The 18,119-nt window shown below is 66.1% G+C and carries 17 protein-coding genes and 1 pseudogene; 15 read left to right on the top strand and 3 right to left on the bottom strand.

Annotated elements, in window-relative coordinates; all coding sequences use genetic code 11:
• Nucleotides 1-64: 64 nt before the first annotated feature.
• Nucleotides 65-1,210, bottom strand: a complete 1,146-nt coding sequence (locus tag CN538_RS09415; RefSeq protein ID WP_106419262.1) for an AI-2E family transporter — start codon at nucleotides 1,208-1,210, stop codon at nucleotides 65-67.
• A 485-nt stretch (nucleotides 1,211-1,695) separates the two neighbouring features.
• On the opposite strand from CN538_RS09415, the gene CN538_RS09410 reads away from it, so the two are divergent.
• The 14 genes and pseudogenes from CN538_RS09410 (at nucleotide 1,696) to CN538_RS09350 (ending at nucleotide 14,289) form a co-directional block, all read left to right on the top strand.
• On the top strand, nucleotides 1,696-1,923 hold the full coding sequence (locus CN538_RS09410) for a hypothetical protein (protein ID WP_106419261.1): 228 nt from the start codon (nucleotides 1,696-1,698) through the stop codon (nucleotides 1,921-1,923).
• Nucleotides 1,920-2,114, top strand: a complete 195-nt coding sequence (locus CN538_RS09405) for a hypothetical protein (protein WP_106419260.1) — start codon at nucleotides 1,920-1,922, stop codon at nucleotides 2,112-2,114. Before CN538_RS09410 ends, CN538_RS09405 begins: the two co-directional genes overlap by 4 nt.
• A gap of 207 nt (nucleotides 2,115-2,321) precedes the next feature.
• Complete coding sequence (locus CN538_RS09400; protein WP_106419259.1) at nucleotides 2,322-2,798, top strand: hypothetical protein; 477 nt, start codon at nucleotides 2,322-2,324, stop codon at nucleotides 2,796-2,798.
• A 296-nt stretch (nucleotides 2,799-3,094) separates the two neighbouring features.
• On the top strand, nucleotides 3,095-5,551 hold the full coding sequence (katG, locus tag CN538_RS09395) for a catalase/peroxidase HPI (RefSeq protein ID WP_242495723.1): 2,457 nt from the start codon (nucleotides 3,095-3,097) through the stop codon (nucleotides 5,549-5,551).
• A gap of 29 nt (nucleotides 5,552-5,580) precedes the next feature.
• Nucleotides 5,581-5,727 carry a hypothetical protein gene (locus tag CN538_RS20355; protein WP_164673628.1) on the top strand — a complete coding sequence of 49 codons (147 nt, stop codon included), beginning with the start codon at nucleotides 5,581-5,583 and terminating at the stop codon, nucleotides 5,725-5,727.
• 2 nt (nucleotides 5,728-5,729) lie between these two features.
• Nucleotides 5,730-6,284: a metal ABC transporter ATP-binding protein gene (locus tag CN538_RS09390; protein WP_422917564.1), complete on the top strand. Its 555-nt coding sequence runs from the start codon at nucleotides 5,730-5,732 to the stop codon at nucleotides 6,282-6,284.
• 159 nt (nucleotides 6,285-6,443) lie between these two features.
• Nucleotides 6,444-7,328 carry a metal ABC transporter permease gene (locus CN538_RS09385; RefSeq protein ID WP_106419258.1) on the top strand — a complete coding sequence of 295 codons (885 nt, stop codon included), beginning with the start codon at nucleotides 6,444-6,446 and terminating at the stop codon, nucleotides 7,326-7,328.
• 109 nt (nucleotides 7,329-7,437) lie between these two features.
• On the top strand, nucleotides 7,438-8,463 hold the full coding sequence (locus CN538_RS09380; protein WP_106419257.1) for a metal ABC transporter substrate-binding protein: 1,026 nt from the start codon (nucleotides 7,438-7,440) through the stop codon (nucleotides 8,461-8,463).
• A 234-nt stretch (nucleotides 8,464-8,697) separates the two neighbouring features.
• Nucleotides 8,698-9,672, top strand: a pseudogene (locus CN538_RS22655) (DNA glycosylase AlkZ-like family protein).
• Between the two features lie 255 nt (nucleotides 9,673-9,927).
• Nucleotides 9,928-10,557: an OmpW/AlkL family protein gene (locus CN538_RS09370; protein WP_081919526.1), complete on the top strand. Its 630-nt coding sequence runs from the start codon at nucleotides 9,928-9,930 to the stop codon at nucleotides 10,555-10,557.
• A 246-nt stretch (nucleotides 10,558-10,803) separates the two neighbouring features.
• Entirely contained in the window at nucleotides 10,804-11,292 is a 489-nt protein-coding gene (locus tag CN538_RS09365) for an FUSC family protein (RefSeq protein WP_106419256.1), read from the top strand.
• Entirely contained in the window at nucleotides 11,229-13,046 is a 1,818-nt protein-coding gene (locus CN538_RS09360; protein WP_106419255.1) for an FUSC family protein, read from the top strand. The genes CN538_RS09365 and CN538_RS09360 overlap by 64 nt, the downstream gene beginning before the upstream one ends.
• A complete protein-coding gene (locus tag CN538_RS09355) occupies nucleotides 13,036-13,251 on the top strand; it encodes a DUF1656 domain-containing protein (protein WP_035475058.1) in 216 nt (71 codons plus the stop codon). Before CN538_RS09360 ends, CN538_RS09355 begins: the two co-directional genes overlap by 11 nt.
• A 96-nt stretch (nucleotides 13,252-13,347) precedes the next feature.
• On the top strand, nucleotides 13,348-14,289 hold the full coding sequence (locus CN538_RS09350; RefSeq protein ID WP_207233713.1) for an efflux RND transporter periplasmic adaptor subunit: 942 nt from the start codon (nucleotides 13,348-13,350) through the stop codon (nucleotides 14,287-14,289).
• Between the two features lie 56 nt (nucleotides 14,290-14,345).
• Here CN538_RS09350 and CN538_RS09345 read toward each other — a convergent pair whose 3' ends face one another.
• Nucleotides 14,346-15,524, bottom strand: coding sequence for a M42 family metallopeptidase (locus tag CN538_RS09345; RefSeq protein ID WP_207233712.1), 1,179 nt, complete (start codon nucleotides 15,522-15,524; stop codon nucleotides 14,346-14,348).
• 168 nt (nucleotides 15,525-15,692) lie between these two features.
• Here CN538_RS09345 and CN538_RS09340 point away from each other — a divergent pair, with 168 nt between their 5' ends.
• Nucleotides 15,693-16,604: a polysaccharide deacetylase family protein gene (locus tag CN538_RS09340; protein ID WP_106419254.1), complete on the top strand. Its 912-nt coding sequence runs from the start codon at nucleotides 15,693-15,695 to the stop codon at nucleotides 16,602-16,604.
• Between the two features lie 57 nt (nucleotides 16,605-16,661).
• Here the strand turns inward: CN538_RS09340 and CN538_RS09335 are convergent, their stop codons facing one another.
• Nucleotides 16,662-18,020 carry a Na+/H+ antiporter family protein gene (locus CN538_RS09335; RefSeq protein ID WP_106419253.1) on the bottom strand — a complete coding sequence of 453 codons (1,359 nt, stop codon included), beginning with the start codon at nucleotides 18,018-18,020 and terminating at the stop codon, nucleotides 16,662-16,664.
• Nucleotides 18,021-18,119: the final 99 nt, after the last annotated feature.

Here is an 18,119-nt window from a genome sequence, read left to right as displayed (position 1 = left end):
GACCTGGTCTGCCGGGCATCGTCCCTCGTTGCAGTCATCGGTTCGTCCCGCGAGGTAGACCCCGTTAGACGTCCCGGTGCTCGTGTCGCGCTTCCTGCGCGGCGTGCGGTAGTTGATGCCGAGAATCGGTCGTGATCTCACCGCCACCGGAGAGCGGCCGCTCTTCGTCCTCTTTCTCGGAGCGAAACAGCGACCATGACACCATGAACAGCGCCGCGATCAGCGGCCCCAGCACGAAACCGTTGATCCCCAGCAGCGTCATGCCGCCCACGGTGGAGATCAGCACCACATAGTCCGGTAGCTTGGTCTCCTTGCCCACCAGCGGCGGCCGCAGCAGGTTATCCACCAGTCCGATCACCACCACGCCGACGAAGACCAGGATCGAGCCTCTGGCGTAATCGCCGCTCAGCAGCAGATAGGCCGCCACCGGTACCCAGATGATCGCCGAGCCGATGGCCGGGAGCAGCGACAGAAACGCCATCAGCACGCCCCACAAAAGCGCCGCCTCGATCCCAAGTAACCAGAACGCGACACCGCCGATCGCACCCTGCGCCATGGCGATGATCACGTTGCCCTTGACCGTGGCCCGGACCACCGCGGTGAACTTGTCGATCAGGCGATGGGTATAGGCATCGCTGAGCGGCGCCGTGGTGCGAATCTGATAGCCCAGCTTGCGGCCGTCACGGAACAGGAAGAACAGCAGATAGAGCATGATCCCCGAACTGATCAGGAACTGCAGGGTGTTCTGGCCGATGCTCAGCACGTGCTGAGCGATCAGTTGGCTGCCCTGCTCCAGCGCCGAGGCGAGCCGGTTGCTCAAATCGGCGAAGCTACCGATGCCAGCATCGCCCAGCCAGCCCTGTATGGAAGGCGGCAGCGAATCGCGGAACTGGGCGACATAGGCATTGAAGTCGATATCACCCTGGTCGAGCCGCTGGTAGAGGCTCGCCCCCTCCCGCAGTAGCGAGAAGAAGATCAGTGACATCGGGATGATGACGATGAACACGCAGGCGAGCACACTGAGGAACGCGGCCGTGTTGGGCCGCTGCCCAAGCCGCGCGTTCAGTCGCCGGTGCATCGGCTGGAACAGGATCGCCAGGATGACCGCCCACAGGATCGCGCCATAGAACGGCAGCAGCAGCCATATGAAAGCGATGGAGACCGCCGTCAGCAGCAGAATGAACGCCTTGTGCTGGCTCAATGAACTCATGGAATCGACAGGCTCCGGTAATGGCACGCCAAGAATGACACGCCAAGCATAGCCGCAACCCGGCCTGCGTGGCCGCTCCTATCGAACGTCGCCACCAGGCGCGCCCGCCAGCGAGGCCTCATGGGGCACCGGAGGGCGTTTCGTATATGCGTGAAATCAGCTGTTGTACAGCTTATGGGCGGCCCGCTGACCGCTTCGAGTTGCTGAACGCAAATGACTGACAACGTTGATCTTTCAATTTGTTCTCGAAGAATAGTTTAAGCAATTCAAGTGCTTAGCAGCATAATGTTAACCCAGGATAAGTGCTACGACCTTTCAATGCTGGTACAAGTCTTGTACAGCACAAACCGCTGTGCCATTCTTTACTCGTCGCATCGGCCACCACGTGTGGCCAGCCCGGTAAGGACGCCGGGGACGACGGCAAGGATTGCCGACACTCATCGCCGGTCAGGAAGACCGGACATCGACGCCAAGGAGGGCTGACCATGGAACATCGGATTTCATGCACCCGCTGCGGGAATACGCAAACCGCTTCTTCTGAATGTCATCAGGCCTGGGATGAAATCAACTGCATCGAGTGCGGTGACTTCATCGATACCTATGGGCACCAGCAGGAGATAGCAACCCCCAACTACCTGCTGCACACCCTCAACCTGGCACGTTCGCTGTCGTTGCAGATGGCACGCGCCGAACATGGGAGCGGCAGGACATGATCACAGTCACACTGGATCTCACCTGCTCCATCTGCGGTCATCAGCAGTTTCTTCTGCCGATCAAGGCAGAGGAAGGTGCCAACGTCTGCTGCGCCAACTGCAGCGCCTTCAAATGCAAGGCCTTGGATCTGGAGCGCGCGCTGACCGCGATGCAGCGCACGCCGGACAACCGCCAGCCCGCCGCCGCCTGAAGGTCGCGCCGAGCGTGAACAGGGCACTCTCCAGCTGCGCTATCTCAATGGCCAGCCGGACTACACCAACGGCACTCGCGAGAAGCCGCCCGGCCCGGGCGGCTTCTTTGTTTTTCCATAGGGTTCCGTTGCATGGGGGGTCGTCCACGCGTGCCCCGGGGCTCCCCCACTCCACGCAAGTCCAACCCTGTCCAAGGAAGTCCAACTATGGCCGATATCGAGCAGTTGAGAGCCGGAATTCAGCAGGCGGTTGCCGACAGCCAGCAGCGGCGTCGCGAATTCGAGCAGGGGCTCGAGGATCTACGCCTGCGCCTGGAGGCGCTGCAGCAGTGTGTCGCCCAGTGGATCGAATCACTCGCCATCGAGGGCGTCGAGATCCACTACGCAGAGACGACCCAAACCCTGACCTGCTTCGAGGAAACCTATCAACTCACCCTGCATGAGCAGACCGTCTCCATGGGAGCGTGCAAGCTGCACCTGAAACCGGAAGAGCAGTATCTCTCCGGTCATCGCGTACTGCTCTACGCCTCCACCGACGAGGATGACATCAAGGAGATAGTCGAGGCCGAGGGCGCTTACTGCTTCTCCGACCTTCAATACGGCCAGCGCCGCGACCTCTCCCAATACGACACCCTGAGTGAAGAGACCTTCTATCGTCTGCTCTACGGCTGGCTGAAAGCCTGAATGCCGCCCGCGCTGCCGACGGCACGGCGTCAGCCCCAAGACCTGGCGCCAGCCATCCCCATCACGTCTGTCCGGCGACATAGTGTCAGCCAAACGAGCTGGTAGTCAGAAACTATCGCCACCGTCACACGCCAGTCCCAAAGTTTACCTATGCTAAAGATTCGGCGACGACGCCGAGACGCGAGCGGCCGGGCGCAGTGCCGCTCCGACGCATTGCGATATCGTCTCGCCGCGTCGTCATCGCGGTGCCGGAAAGATATCGGAAGTCGACACAGTAGCGTTTAAGGACGGACAGCATGAGTGAAGAGATCAAGATCGGTGGCAAATGCCCTTTCGCTGGCGATTCCGTGGGCGGCGTCGCCGGGTCCGAACCCACCACCGATCAGTGGTGGCCCAATCGCCTCAAGGTCGAGCTGCTGCATCAGAACGCGCCCCAGGCCAATCCCGAAGACCCTGACTTCGATTACGCCAAGGCCTTCAGCGAACTCGACCTGGCCGCGGTGAAGCAGGACATCAAGGCGCTGCTCACCTCCTCGGCGGACTGGTGGCCGTCGGACTATGGCAACTACGGCCCGCAGATGATCCGCATGGCGTGGCACTCCGCCGGTACCTACCGTATCGCCGACGGCCGCGGCGGTGCCGGCGAAGCGATGCAGCGCTTCGCCCCCATCAACAGCTGGTGGGACAACGGCAATATCGACAAGTCACGGCGCCTGCTGTGGCCGATCAAGCAGAAGTACGGTGCCGCGATCTCCTGGGCCGACCTGATCGTGCTCACCGGCAACTGCTCGCTGGAAGTGATGGGCTTTCCCACCTACGGTTTCGCCGGCGGGCGCATCGACGCTTGGGAGCCGGATAACCTGACCTACTGGGGCCCGGAAGCGTGGTACGGCAAGAAGATCGAGGACGCCCCGCGCGGCCCGTTCGAAGGCCACCCGGATCAGATGGTCAACCGCGACCTGCGCTGGACCGGCGAAGCGGGTGACGATGACTACGATCTCGAAGCGCCGCTGGCCGCCTCCAACTCCAACCTGATCTACGTCGACCCGGAAGGCTCGGCCAAGAAGGGCATCCCCGAGGACTCCGCCGCCGATATCCGCATCACCTTCGGTCGCATGGCGATGAACGACGAAGAGACCGTGGCGCTGATCGCCGGCGGCCACGCCTTCGGCAAGTCCCACGGCATGACCCCGCCGGACCAGATCGGCTTCGCCCCGGAAGGCGCACCGATGGAGTCCCAGGGGCTGGGCTGGCACAACCCGCGCGGCAAGGGTAACGCCGAAGACACCATGACCAACGGGATCGAGGGTTCGTGGACCCAGAACCCGACCCAGTGGGACAACAGCTACCTGGAGAACCTGTTCAAGTTCGAGTGGGAGCAGACCCGCAGCCCCGCGGGCGCGCTGCAGTGGACCCCGGTGGACAAGAACGCCCCGCGCACCCCGGACGCCCACCTCGAAGGCGTCGATCATCCGCTGATGATGATGACCTCCGACATCGCGCTCAAGGTCGACCCGGCCTACCGCAAGATCTGCGAGAAATTCCTCGACGACTTCGACTACTTCACCGACGCCTTCGCCCGCGCCTGGTATAAGCTGACCCACCGCGACATGGGCCCCAAGACGCGCTATCTCGGCCCGGAAGTGCCGCAGGAAGATCTGATCTGGCAGGACCCGATCCCCGCGGTCGACTTCGAACTGGTCGATAGCCGTGATATCGCCGAGCTCAAGGCGAAGATCCTGGGGGCCGACGTCAGCGTCTCCCAGCTCGCCGCCGTGGCCTGGGGCGCCGCCTCCACCTTCCGCACCTCCGACAAGCGCGGCGGCGCCGACGGCGCGCGTATCCGCCTCGCGCCGATGAAGGATTGGCCGGTCAACAACCCCGACGACCTGGCTCACGTGCTCGGCGTGCTGGAAGGCATCAAGCGTGACTTCGACGGCGCCCAGAGCGGCAACAAGAAGGTCTCGCTGGCCGACCTGATCGTGCTCGGTGGCTGTGCCGCGGTGGAGAAAGCGGCCCAGGATGCCGGCGTCACCCTCGAGGTGCCGTTCACTCCGGGGCGCAACGACGCCACCGCCGAGCAGACCGACGAGCAGACCTTCCGCTGGCTCGAGCCGGTGTCCGATGGCTTCCGCACTTCCATCGCGACGACATCCACTACAACGTCTCGCCGGAGCAGATCTTCCTCGACCGCGCGGCCCTGCTGGGTCTCTCCGCGCCGGAGTGGACTGCACTGGTCGGCGGCCTGCGGGTGCTCGACGTCAACGCCAAGGGCGCCTACCGGGAGCACGGCGTGTTTCACCGACCGCCCGGGCGTGTTGACCAACGACTTCTTCGTCAACCTGACTTCACCCGACTTCGAGTGGAAGAAGGTGGATGACGAAGGGCTGACGTTTACCCTCGACGACCGCCACTCCGGCGAGACCAAGTTCAAGGCGACCCGCTGCGATCTGATCTTCGGCGCCAACGCCCAACTGCGCCAGCTCGCCGAGTTCTACGCCCAGAAGGGCGGCCACGAGAAGTTGGTCAAGGACTTCGCCAAGGCGTGGCACAAGGTGATGATGCACGACGCTTCGACGTCTGAGGCCCTCGGCGACGATCCGGCGCCCGCCGCTGGATCGGCCGTGCGTAACGCCTCACACGCTCACACCGTCGACGACTCGGCGCCCTACGGGGTGTCGGGTCGTTTTTCTACCTGCCCAGGTCGTGGCTACGCATCAATTCTCCTTGGCAGCAATTTTGTTATATTATAACCTTCACGACCTATCCAAGAGGTCGTTTCATGTCGCATCGTCACCGCCACCGCCCGGATGGGCCCTGCCATTTTTCACTGATGTCGCTCGGCGCCGGGCGTCGCATGCTGCTGACCCTGCTGCCGCTGGCCCTGCTGTGGCTGGCCGCGGCGTGGTCTGTCGGGATGCTGGGCTGAGCATGGCCGCCATTCTGACCCTTGAATCGCTGTCGCTGGCCCAGGGCAATCGCCTGGTGCTGGAAAACCTCAGCGGCGAATTCGACGCCGGTAGCATCACCGCCCTGGTCGGCCCCAACGGCGCCGGCAAGAGCACGCTGGTACAGGGCATCATGGGCGTGCTGCGGCCGCTGCGCGGGCGCGTGCGGTGCCAGGTGCCCCACGCCCGCCGCGCCTGGCTGCCACAGCAGCTGGCGCTGGATCTCTCCTTCCCCATGAGCGTCGAAGAGCTGGTGATGAGCGGCTGCTGGCCCACCCACGGCAGCTTCCGCCGCTACGGCCCGGCGGAGTATCGCCGCGGCCAGGCGGTGATGCAGCGCCTGGGGCTGCAGGCCTTGGAGCACCGCCCGCTGGGCGAGCTCTCCGGTGGCCAGCGTCAGCGCGCCCTGCTCGGCCGTACGCTGATGCAGGAGGCCCAACTGCTGCTGCTCGACGAGCCCTTCGCCAACGTCGACGCGGCGACCGTCGAGCTGCTGATCGAGACCCTGCGCGACATGGCCGCCGAGGGGTATCGGTGATCATCGTGCTGCACGACCACGACCAGCTACGCGCCGCCTGGCCGACCGGGTGCTGCATCTCGACCGCGGTCACGGCCACTGGTACACGCCACAGACCATGGCCTGGGCGCCCAACGGCCCGCCCATGACGGCTATCGCGACGACTCAGGGGCCGACGTCATGATCGACTGGCTGATCTCGCCACTGCTCGACTTCGGCTTCATGCGCCGTGCCCTGGTGGCCGGGCTGGCACTGTCGCTGGTAGCCCCGCCGCTGGGCGTGTTCCTTACCCTGCGTGGCATGAGCCTGGTCGGTGACGCCATGGCCCACGCGGTGCTGCCCGGGGTGGCGGTCGGCTTCCTCCTCGCCGGCTTCTCGCTACCCGCGATGAGCCTGGGCGGGCTGGCCGCCGGGCTGCTGGTGGCCGGGCTGGCCGGCAGCGTCTCGCGCCTGACCGGGCACCGCGAGGATTCGGCGATCGCCAGCTTCTATCTGATCTCGCTGGCCGCTGGGGTGATGCTGATCTCGCTGCGTGGCTCTAGCGTCGACCTCACTCATGTGCTGTTCGGCTCGATCCTGGCCGTCGACACCACCGCGCTGTGGCTGATCGTGGGGGTCTCCAGCGTCACCCTGGTGGTGCTCGCGGCGATCTTCCGCATCCTGGTGGTGGAGTGTCTCGACCCGCTGTTCCTGCGCGGCCAGGGGATTCGCGGCGGCGCGGTGCACGGGCTCTTCCTGGGGCTGATGGTGCTCAACCTCACCGCCGGCTTCCAGACCCTGGGCACGCTGATGGCGGTAGGGCTGATGATGCTGCCAGCCACCGCGGCGCGCTTCTGGTCGACGCGACTCGAGGGGCTGATGGGGCTGGCCATCGCGATCGGGATGCTCTCCAGCGTCGGCGGGCTGTTGCTGTCGTATCACGCTGGCCTGCCCTCCGGGCCCTGCATCATTCTGCTGGCGGGGGCGATCTACCTGCTCTCCGCGCTGTTCGGCCGCTACCACAGCGTCTTCGCGCGCTGGCGTCGCCGGGTGCAGCCGATTTTGCCGCCGGATGCGCATGGCTGAGCCATCTCGTCTGGCCATCTTGCCCGGGCAGGCATCAGCGCCCGGGGGCGTCACGTCACACGCTTCGTCACACCCACTCGTCACGAGAATAAAGAAGGAGGAAGTCGCGATGTCCCGTCTCTCACTCTCAGCCGCCCTGCGCCAGGGGCTGATCGCCGGCACCCTGGGTCTTGCCCTGCTCGGCCCGGCCCACGCCGACGAGCCGCTCGACGTGGTCACCAGCTTCAGCATCCTCGACGACATGGTCTCGACCATCGGCGGTGATCACGTCGCCGTGACTTCGCTGGTCGGCCCCAACGGCGATGCCCACGCCTTCTCACCCAAGCCCTCCGATGCCCAGTCGCTGGCCAAGGCCGATCTGGTGGTGGTCAACGGCCTGCAGTTCGAGGGCTGGATCGACCGCCTGATCGAGGCCAGCGGCTATCAGGGCGATGTGGTGGTGGCGAGCCGCGGCATCCAACCGCTGGCGTTCGACGGCCACCACGACGAGGAAGTCGCGGATCATGACGCCGATCACGACCATGACCACGGCGATGCCGATCACGACCATGACCACGGCGATGTCGATCACGATCATGCCGAGGCCGGACATCACCACCACGGCAATCTCGATCCTCACGCCTGGCAGGATCTGCGCAACGGCGAACAGTACGCGCGCAATATCCGCGACGGTCTGATCAAGGTCGACCCCAGCCACGCCGACGACTACCGCCGTAACGCCGAACGCTATATCGAGCAGATGAAGGTGCTCGACACCGAAACCCGCGAGCGTCTGGCCAAGATTCCCGAGGCCGATCGGCTGATCATCACCAGCCACGACGCCTTCGGCTACTTCGCTCACGCCTACGGCCTCAAGCTGCTCGCGCCGGTGGGGCTCAACACCCTGGCCGAACCCAGCGCCAGCGATATGGCCGAACTGATCCAGCAGATCGAGCACAACCACGCCAAGGCGCTGTTCCTGGAGAACATGAGCAACCCAGCGCTGGTGCAGCAGCTGCATCAGGAGACCGGTATCGCCATCGGCGGCACCCTCTACGCCGACGCCCTGACGCCGAAGGGTGAAGGCAGCACCTACCTGGGCATGTTCCGCCACAACGTGGATACGCTGGTGGACGCCCTGGAGAGCGGTCACTGACCCGACCTCGGCAGGCCGGCGGCGCGCGTCGCTGGCCTTTCACACTCGCGTCGACGAGACTGATCGCCATATGTCGCCGACGCGAGCCGCCATGCCCGCCGCTATACCCCCACCCAGGATACGCTGACACCGGCTCAGGCTCGCCGTCTGACGCTGCGCGCCCAGGGTTTCGGTGCCGCCCCCACCACAGCGATCGACCGCGGCCATCTTCGCCGGCTGCTGACCCGGCTCGGCGTGCTCCAGATCGACTCGGTCAACGCCCTCGCCCGCTCGCACTACCTGCCGCTCTTTGCGCGTCTCGGCGCCTACCCTACGGCGCTGCTCGACGAGCTCGCCTGGGGCCGAAATCGCCAGCGCAGCCTGTTCGAATACTGGGGGCACGAAGCCTCGCTGCTGCCGCTCGCCAGCTACCCGGCGCTGCGCTGGCGCATGCATCGGGCGCGCCGCGGTCAGGGCATCTACAAGCATCTGGCACGCTTCGGCCGCGAGCAGCGCCCGCTGATCGACCAGGTGCTGGCGCGGGTCGCCGCCCAGGGCCCGCTCGGCGCCGGCGAACTCAGCACCCGCGAGGGCCGGCCGGCGCCTGGTGGGACTGGAGCGACGAAAAGCAGGCGCTGGAGTGGCTGTTCGCCGCCGGCGAGGTGACCGTGGCCAGCCGTCGCGGCTTCGAGCGCCTCTACGATCTGCCCGAGCGGGTGATCCCCGCCGCCGTGCTCGCGCGCCCCGAGCCGACCCCCGCTGGAGGCACACCGCGAGTTACTGCGCCACGCGGCCCAGGCGCTCGGGGTCGCCACCGAACGCGATCTGCGCGACTACTACCGCTTGGCGCCCGCGGATAGCCGCGCGGCGCTGGCGACCCTGGTGGAGGATGCCAGCCTGACCCCGGTGGCCGTGCAGGGCTGGCGTCAAACCGCCTTCGTCTGCGGTACGCCGCGGGTGCCGCGCCGTGTCGAGGCCGCGGCGCTGCTGTCACCGTTCGACTCGCTGATCTGGGCGCGTGAGCGCACCGAGCGCTGTTCGATTTCCACTACCGGCTGGAGTTCTACGTGCCGCCGGCGCAGCGCCGCTACGGCTACTACGTCATGCCCTTCCCTACCGCGAGCGCCTGATCGCCCCGGCTCGATCTGCGTGCACGCCGCAGCGAGGGTCAGCTCGCCGTGCTGGCGCTGCACCCGGAGCCGGGGGCCACGCTGGACGCCGACGCTCTGAGCGCGCTGTCGGCGAACTCGAGCGCCTGGCGGCGTGGGGCTCGGGCTGCGCCGCAACTGCACGATGCCCGCACGCCGGGGCAGTGGCTCGCCCACCATCTGGGGTGAGACGCTGCCCAGGCGGGCCGATGGCTGGCGACACGAGAGACAGGCATCAGGGCTAAGTTTGCTTTTGCGACAAATAACCACATTACCCATAGGTCTTTGCCGCGTACGCTGTGCTTGTGGATCGCACAAGGGAACGCTAATGAACGCAATGACTCGTCATCTCTGTCTCGCTGCCGTCGCCGTGGCTACCGCACTGCCGAGCAGCGCCGCACTCGCTTATGGCGCCGGCGACTGGTTCACCCACTTCGGGGTGGCCAAGGTCTCGCCCAAGGACGACAACGGCCGCTTCGGTGCCCTCGACATCGATGTCGACGTCCAGGACAAGAGCGACTTCGCCTTTACCCTGGGCTACCGCTTTCACGACAACTTCGGGGTGGAACTGCTGGCGGCGGCACCGTTCAAGCACGATATCAACCTGAACGGCAGCGAAGGCGCCTCGATCAAGCACCTGCCGCCGACCCTGACGCTGCAGTACTACCCGCTCGGCGGCACCGATGCCTGGGTCCAGCCCTATGTCGGCGCGGGTCTCAACTACACCCACTTTTCCGACGAAAAGATCGACGTACCCGGCGCCAGTCTCGACCTGGATGACTCCTGGGGCGCCGCCGGGCAGTTGGGGGTCGATCTGCTGATCGACGACCACTGGTCGCTCAACGCCGCTGCCTGGTATCTGGATATCGACTCCGACGCCACCGCCAAGGTCGGCGGTCAGTCCTACGACACCACCCTGCATATCGACCCCTGGGTGGTGATGGCGGGCCTCGGCTACCGCTTCTAGGTAATCACATTTGAAGCCACCGGCCGGCAGGGCCGGCGGCTCGATCTTCTCAGGGAGCTCCCACTCTCTCCTTGGCCACCCGTGCGGTGGCTTTTTTTCGTCTGCCCAGACCACTGAGTGGCGCTAGACAAACGTCGTAGTCGATGCAATACTTCGCAGACTAACTTTTAGATTGCTTTTTCGCGTCTTTTCGAGACATCGACGACGGGCCCGGGCGTGTGCACACGCCCGGGCGCTGGTGCTTTTATGACACGCATTCCCGCCGACCACTGGCTGCTCGCCCTGCGTACCGTGCTCGCCGTCTGGCTGGCGCTGTTCCTGGCCATGCGTCTGGATCTCTATCAGCCCGCCTGGGCGATCCTGGCGGTAATGATCGTGACCTTGCAGCCGGTCATGTTCACCGGCGGCACACCGCCCATCGGTATCATTATCGGGCGCGGCGTAGCGCGGCTGTTCGGCACCCTGTTCGGCGCCATCGTCGGGCTGGTGCTGATCTCGCTGTTCGGCCAGCAGCCAATGCTCTATCTGCTGTTCGCCGGCGCCTGGCTGGCCTTCTGCATGTACTGGGTGATGCTCGAGCAGGACGAGTATCTCGGCTACGTGATGATGCTCAGCGGTTACACCGCGACCCTGGTCTCGCTGACCGCCATCGGTACCGGGGTAGATCAGGTATGGCATGTGGCCCAGGCGCGCTTCAGCGAAACCGCCCTGGGCATCGGCGCTGTGCGCTGCTGACGCATATCGCCATCGCCCCACGTTTCGGCAGCCGCGCGCTGCCGCAGACACTCTCCGAGTTTCTTGCCGAGGGCGCCCGCGACACCCTCGACGTGCTGGCGCAACCGCGTTCGCGGGGGCTGCGCGACAGCCAGTTCAAGCGCCTACTGGGTCACTACCAGCAGTTCCAGAAACTGCGCGGGCTGACCCGCCTGGAAACCCGGCGGCTGAGCCACTTCATCCCGGCGCTGGATCGCTTCGCCAGCGACAGCCTGGCGCTGATCACAGCGATCCGCGAGCTGGAAACCGCCCTCGACTATCTGCGCGCCTGTGACGACGGCCAGCGCTGGCTGGCACCGCTGCTCGACCAGGCCCTGCCGGTGCTCGAGCGCATCGCCGCCGAGCCCGCCGCTGCGCCGGATGAGCCGGTGGTACTGGACGCGTTCGACTGGAACCCCGAGCAGGTCTCGCCGCGTAGCCGTACCCGCGCCGAGCTGGTGCGCCAGCGCCTGGGCGAGGTGCTCGACCTGCTCCACCACGGCCAGCGCCTGCGCCACGCCCTGGCCGCCCCCGATTCGGCACGGATCGAGACACTGCCGCGACAGCGCCGTTCGCGCACCACCCACAACGAGCACTTCGTGGCGCGCTACAACGCCCTGCGCGTGTTCGTCGCCTTCGAGTTGCTGGGGCTCTACTGGATCCACAGCGGCTGGCACTCGGGCTATCTGGCGATGATGCTGCTGGGGGTCTTCACCATGCTGTTTGCCAAGGCGCCCAACCCTGCGGCGGTGGTCTATCAGTTCCTGTGGGGGTCGCTGGCGGCGGTGGTTCTGGGCGGTGTGCTGCTGTTCCTGGTACTGCCGGTGATCAACGGCTTCCCGCTGCTGGCCCTGGCGGTGGCGGTACCGGTGACCATCGGCACCCTGCTGACGCCGCACCCGCGCTGGTCGGCGATGGGGCTGGCCGGCGCGATCACCATGATGACCCTACTCAATCTCAATTCCACCTACACCTTCGCCCCGGCGCGCTATATCAACGGCGGCGTGGCCTCGATCATCGGCACGCTGGTGGCGATGATCACCTACTCGGTGATGCGCCAGCGCTCGCCCGCCGAGCGGATTCGCACCCTGATGGCGGCCTACTGGCAAGGGCTCGCGCGGCTGCTCGGCGAGCGTAGCCAGCCCAGCCGCGCGCGCCTGGAAAGCCGCCTCTATGACCGACTCGGCCGCCTGGTGGCGCTGGGCGGCAGCGACACCGCGCTGCGCGAAGCGATCGATCTCCACGCCTTGGCCCTGTGCGTGTGGCGCATTCGCCGCCTGGGTCCGGAGCTCGGCGTTCACCGCGAGGCGATCGAGACGTGGCTGGCGGGCATCGGCACCCGCCTGCTGGCGCGCCAGCGCCACGACCCCGCGGTCTGGCGCCAGCTCGCCGACGAAGCGATCGCCTGGGTCGAGCGGCTCTACCACGAGACGCGCCTGCCCATTGCCAGCATCGGCGAGATCGCCATGCTCGGACATCTGATGCGCGCGGCCCCCGGCGTCACGCTGGAGCAGGGCGACACCACGGCCCCGGCGCCGCAGGACGACGACCAGGAAGATGCACAGAAAAACCCCGTGACGGCACACAACGCCGCCGCCAGCGAATCTGAACCTAGCCAAGCGGACGCGGAGGCCGACGAGGCAGATACCGCGCCGGACGAGTCAGGCACGGACGTGAACGAGACAGATACCGGCTCGGACGAGCCAGAGACGGGAGAAGACCCCCATGTTCGCTGAGTGGTCGTTCCTCGGCTTTCTGCTGCCCCCGCTGGCGCTACCCGTGCTGCTGGCGCTGGCGCTCTACCTATTGATCCGGCGGCTGTTCGTACGCTGGCGGCTCTATCACTGGCTGTGGCAACCGGTGCTGGCCGATATCGCGATCTTCGCGCTGCTGCTGTGGGCGGTGCTCGCGCTCAGCGGCGCGCTGCCGATCGCGCGCTGACCTCGGCGTCGCCTATCGCTCAGCGCTACCGGCATGGATGTAACACCACACTTGTTCGACAACAACAGACTGCCTGAGACCCAGACAAGAGACACCATGACCATGACCCACCGACTCCGCCGGGCGATCCGCCTGGCTCTGACGCTGATCCTGGTGGCGGCGGCCCTGGTCGCCGTGGCCGAGATCTGGAACCACTACATGCACGACCCGTGGACCCGCGACGGGCGTATCCGTGCCGACGTCATCCATCTCGGCACCGTGGCGGGGCTGGTCGACGATCTCGAGGTCCACGACAACCAGCGAGTGGCCAAGGGCGACGTGCTCTTCACCATCGACAAGCGCCGCTATCAGCTTGCGCTCGACGATGCCCGTGCCAATCTGCACCGCCTGCAGCAGCAGCGCGACGAAGCCCAGGCCGCCAGCGGCCGGCGCCAGCGGCTGAAGAACTACGTTTCCCAGGAGGACAAGGACAACGCCCGCTTCACCCTGTCGACCGCCCAGGCCGCGGTCGAACAGGCCAAGGTCGAAGTGGCCAAGGCCGAACTCGACCTGGAGCGGGCCACGGTGCGCGCCCCAGTGGATGGCTATGTCACCAACCTGCTGCTGCGTCCGGGGCAGTATGTCGGTGTGGGTGCCGACACCCTCACCCTGGTCGATGCCAATAGCTTCTACGCCCTGGGCTACTTCGAGGAAACCAAGCTCGACAGCATCGAGATCGGAGAGCCGGCACGGGTCCAGCTACTGGCCAACGGTCGCCCGATCTGGGGCCACGTCGACAGCTTCGCCCGTGGCATCAGCGACAGCAGCCTGAGCAACCAGAATGGCGGGCTGGCCTCGGTCAACGCCTCCTTCGACTGGGTGCGCCTGTCGCAGCGCATTCCGGTGCGTATCGCCCTCGACGACATCCCGCCGGGGACCAAGCTCTCCGCCGGACTCACCGCCACCATCTATCTCGGCGGCGATCGCGCCGAGCACGAGACGCAGCCAGACTGGTGGGTGTCGGTGAAGCGGTGGTGGGAAAATCTGATCAGCGTGTGAGAACCGCGCGCCGGTGATAACACCGGCGCGGGTCGGGAGGCGTCAGGCGCCGGCCATCACTCGAAGTAGCTGAAGGTCTCGCCGGGCTTGATGTCGAGCAGCGTGTGGTAGATCAGCTCGATCACATGCTCGACGTCCTGCTTGTGGACCATCTCCACGGTGGTGTGCATATAGCGCAGCGGCAGCGAGATCAGCGCCGAGGCCACCCCCGAGTTGGAGTAGGCGAAGGCGTCGGTATCGGTGCCGGTGGCCCGCGAACGCGGCAGACGCTGGAACGGGATCTTCTGCGCGTTGGCGACCTGGATCAGGCGCTCGCGCAGCTTGTTCTGGATCGCCGGGGCGTAGCAGATCACCGGGCCATCGCCGATCTTGTTGGCGCCTTCACGCTTGGGTTCGATCATTGGCGTCGAGGTGTCGTGGCTGACGTCGGTGACGATCGCCACGTTCGGCTTCAGCCGCTCGGCGATCATCTCCGCCCCGCGTAGCCCGACTTCCTCCTGTACCGCGTTGACGATATACAGGCCGAAATCGAGCGTCTGCTTGCGCGCCTTCAGCAGCCGCGCGACTTCCGCGATCATGAAGCCGCCGATGCGGTTGTCGATCGCGCGGCAGACGAGCTTGTCGCCATTGAGCACGAAGAACTCGTCGGGGTAGGTGATCACGCAGCCGACGTGCACGCCCAGCGCCTCGACCTCGTCCTTGGTGCTGGCACCGACGTCGATGAAGATATTGTCCAGCTCCGGCGGCTTCTCCTGCGGCCCTTGGCGCCGGGTATGGATCGCCGGCCAGCCGAACACGCCGGGCACGATGCCGTTGTCGGTGTGAATATTGACCCGCTTGGAGGGGGCGATCTGATGGTCGCTGCCGCCGTTGCGGATGACGTAGATCAGGCCGTTGTCGGTGATGTAATTGACGTACCAGGAGATCTCGTCGGCGTGGCCCTCGATCACCACCTTGTACTCGGCATCGGGGTTGATCACGCCCACCGCGGTGCCGTAGGTGTCGGTGATGAACTCATCCACGTAGGGGCGCAGATACTCCATCCACAGCTTCTGCCCCTCCCACTCGTAGCCGGTGGGGGATGCGTTGTTGAGATAGCGCTCGAGGAAAGCCATCGCCTGATCGTCGAGCGGCTTGCCGCCGCTGCGCGTGCGTTTCGGCGTCTTGGCCTTGGTGTTCTTGCCAGCACCAGCGTTCTTGCTGGAACCAGCGTTCTTACCGGTAGTCTTGCTCATGCCACCTTCCTGACGGAGGTCTGTCGTGAAGAAGAAGAGTCCTCGTTCAGCTTAGCAGCGCTCGCGCCCGAATGGGCAGCGCCAGTGCAAGGCGCGGGCTACGCTGGGTAGACCCGATGGCCGGCGGCCCCGCCGCGCCACACCCCAGGATGGACAGGAGCCGACAGGATGTCTCAACCGCCGCTGCGCCACCACGGCCGCTTCCCATACCGCCCGATCACCGATCGCGACCCCGCGCACTGGCCCGGCGAGACGCGCTTGGCGGTCTATCTCGGCTTCAATCTGGAGCACTACGCCTTCGGCGAGGGGCGCGGCGTGGGCATCGCCCCGCCCGCCCCGGCGGGCGAGCCGGACGTACTCAACTACGCCTGGCGTGACTATGGCAACCGGGTCGGCGCCTGGCGCTGTCTGGAACTGTTCGAGTCACTCGCGCTGCCGGCGGGGGTGATCGCCAATACCGCCCTGCTCGACCACTGCCCCGAGCTGATCGATGCCTTCGCCGCGCGGGGCGATGAGATCATCGCCCATGGCCACACCAACGCCGAGCGTCAGGGCCAGCTCGATGAAGCCGCCGAGCGCCGCCTGATCGGCGAGTGCCGCCAACGCCTGACGGCCCATCTGGGCCAGGCGCCGAGCGGCTGGCTCTCACCCTGGATCTCGGAGAGCGAGCGCACCCCGGATCTGCTCGCCGAGGCGGGCTTCGACTACCTTCTCAACTGGGCCCATGACGAGCGCCCGACCGCCATGCGCACCACCGCGGGCACGCTGTGGTCGATCCCCTATCCGCAGGAGGTCAACGACATTCCCACCATCTCCACCCACCGGGTGAGCATGCAGGAGTTCTGCACCATGATCCGCGATCAGTTCCTGGAGCTGCTGGCGCAGTCGCAGCAGCAGCGGCTGGTCATGGGGATCGCCCTGCACCCCTGGCTGGTGGGCCAGCCGTTTCGCCTGCGCCAGTTGCGCGAGGTGCTCACCGAGCTGGCCGGCTACCGCGAAGCCGAGGGCGTGTGGTGGACTACCCCCGGCGCCATCGCCCGCCAGGTGCAGGCGGAAACGGCCAGCGCTACCCGTAAGTGAGCCCCGGGTTAGCCCCGCATGAGCGCCGAATGAGCGCCGAATGAGCCTCGGCGGCGCTCACAGCGTCATCGCGGCGATCCAGCCGAACACCAGCAGCGGCACGTTGTAGTGCAGGAAGGTGGGCACCACGCTGTCCCAGATGTGGTCATGCTGGCCGTCGGCATTGAGCCCCGCGGTCGGCCCCAGGGTCGAGTCGGAGGCCGGCGAGCCGGCGTCGCCCAGCGCCGCCGCAGTGCCCACCAGGGCGATCGTGGCCAACGGTGAGAAGCCGAAGTTGAGCGCCAGCGGCACGTAGAGCGAGGCGATGATCGGAATGGTCGAGAACGACGAGCCGATGCCCATGGTGATGAACAGCCCCACCAGCAGCATGATCAGCGCCGCCAGCCCCTTGTGGTCACCGATCAGCGCGGTGGAGCTGCCGACCAGGCTGTCGACCGCGCCGGTTGCCTGCATCACGCTGGCGAAACCGGCAGCGGCGATCATGATGAAGCCGACCAGCGCCATCATGCGCATGCCTTCGGTGAAGACGCTGTCCTGCTCGTGCCAGCGGAAGACCCCGGTGAGCGCGAGCACGGCGAAGCCAAAAAGCCCACCCAGCACCATCGAATCGGTGTAGAGCTGCACCAGCACCGTGCCCACCAGGGCAACGACCAGCAGGAGCTTCTGCCACAGCGCCAGCCCGCCAGCGCTGGCCGCCGCGTGGTGCTCATCGGCCGGGCTCTCGCCGACATAGGGCAGATCCTCGTAGTGGCGCTGGCGGCGGTAGCTGAAGAACACCGCGGTTAGCAGCCCCAGCGCCATGCCGCCGATGGGAATCGCCATGGCCAGCGGCACCTGCGACGCCTGCACCTCGAGCCCATAGGCAGCGCCACTGGTGTTGACGTTGCTGAGCAGAATGTCATTGAGGAAGATCGCCCCGAACCCCACCGGCAGCAGCATATAGGGGGCAGTGACACCGAAGGTGATCACGCAGGCCACCGCGCGGCGGTCCAGCTTGAGCCGGTTCATCAGCCCCAGCAGTGGCGGCACCAGGATGGGGATGAAGGCGATATGCACCGGGATCAGGTTCTGCGAACTGATCGCTGCCAGCAGCAGACAGCCGAGCAGCCCCAGGATCACGCTGCGCCGCGATGGCCCGCTGCCATCCAGCGCCAGCCTGCCCACCGCCCGGTGAGAGAGCCACTGGGTGATGCCCGAACGCGACAGCGCCACCGCGAACGCCCCCAGCACCGCGTAGGAGAGCGCCACCGTGGCGCCACCGCCCAGCCCATCGTTGAACGCGGAGAGAATCGTCTCCAGCGGCAAACCGGCATACAAGCCCCCGCCCAGCGCTGCCACGATCAGCGCGAAGACCACCGGTACCCGGGCCAGACTCAACGTGACCATCACCAGGATGGCCAGAACCACTGCATTCATGCGTCGCCTCGACTCTTTGCTTCATGACGCCGGCACCGACGGCCGACCCTGCGCGCGAAGCCGCCGATGATATCGCCACAGCCCGCGAACGCCAGGGAA

The organism is Salinicola tamaricis (genome assembly GCF_003006155.1).
Classification (GTDB): Bacteria; Pseudomonadota; Gammaproteobacteria; order Pseudomonadales; family Halomonadaceae; genus Salinicola; species Salinicola tamaricis.
Note: the sequence above shows the minus strand (reverse complement) of the source record. Positions and strands in the feature narration are given on the sequence as shown.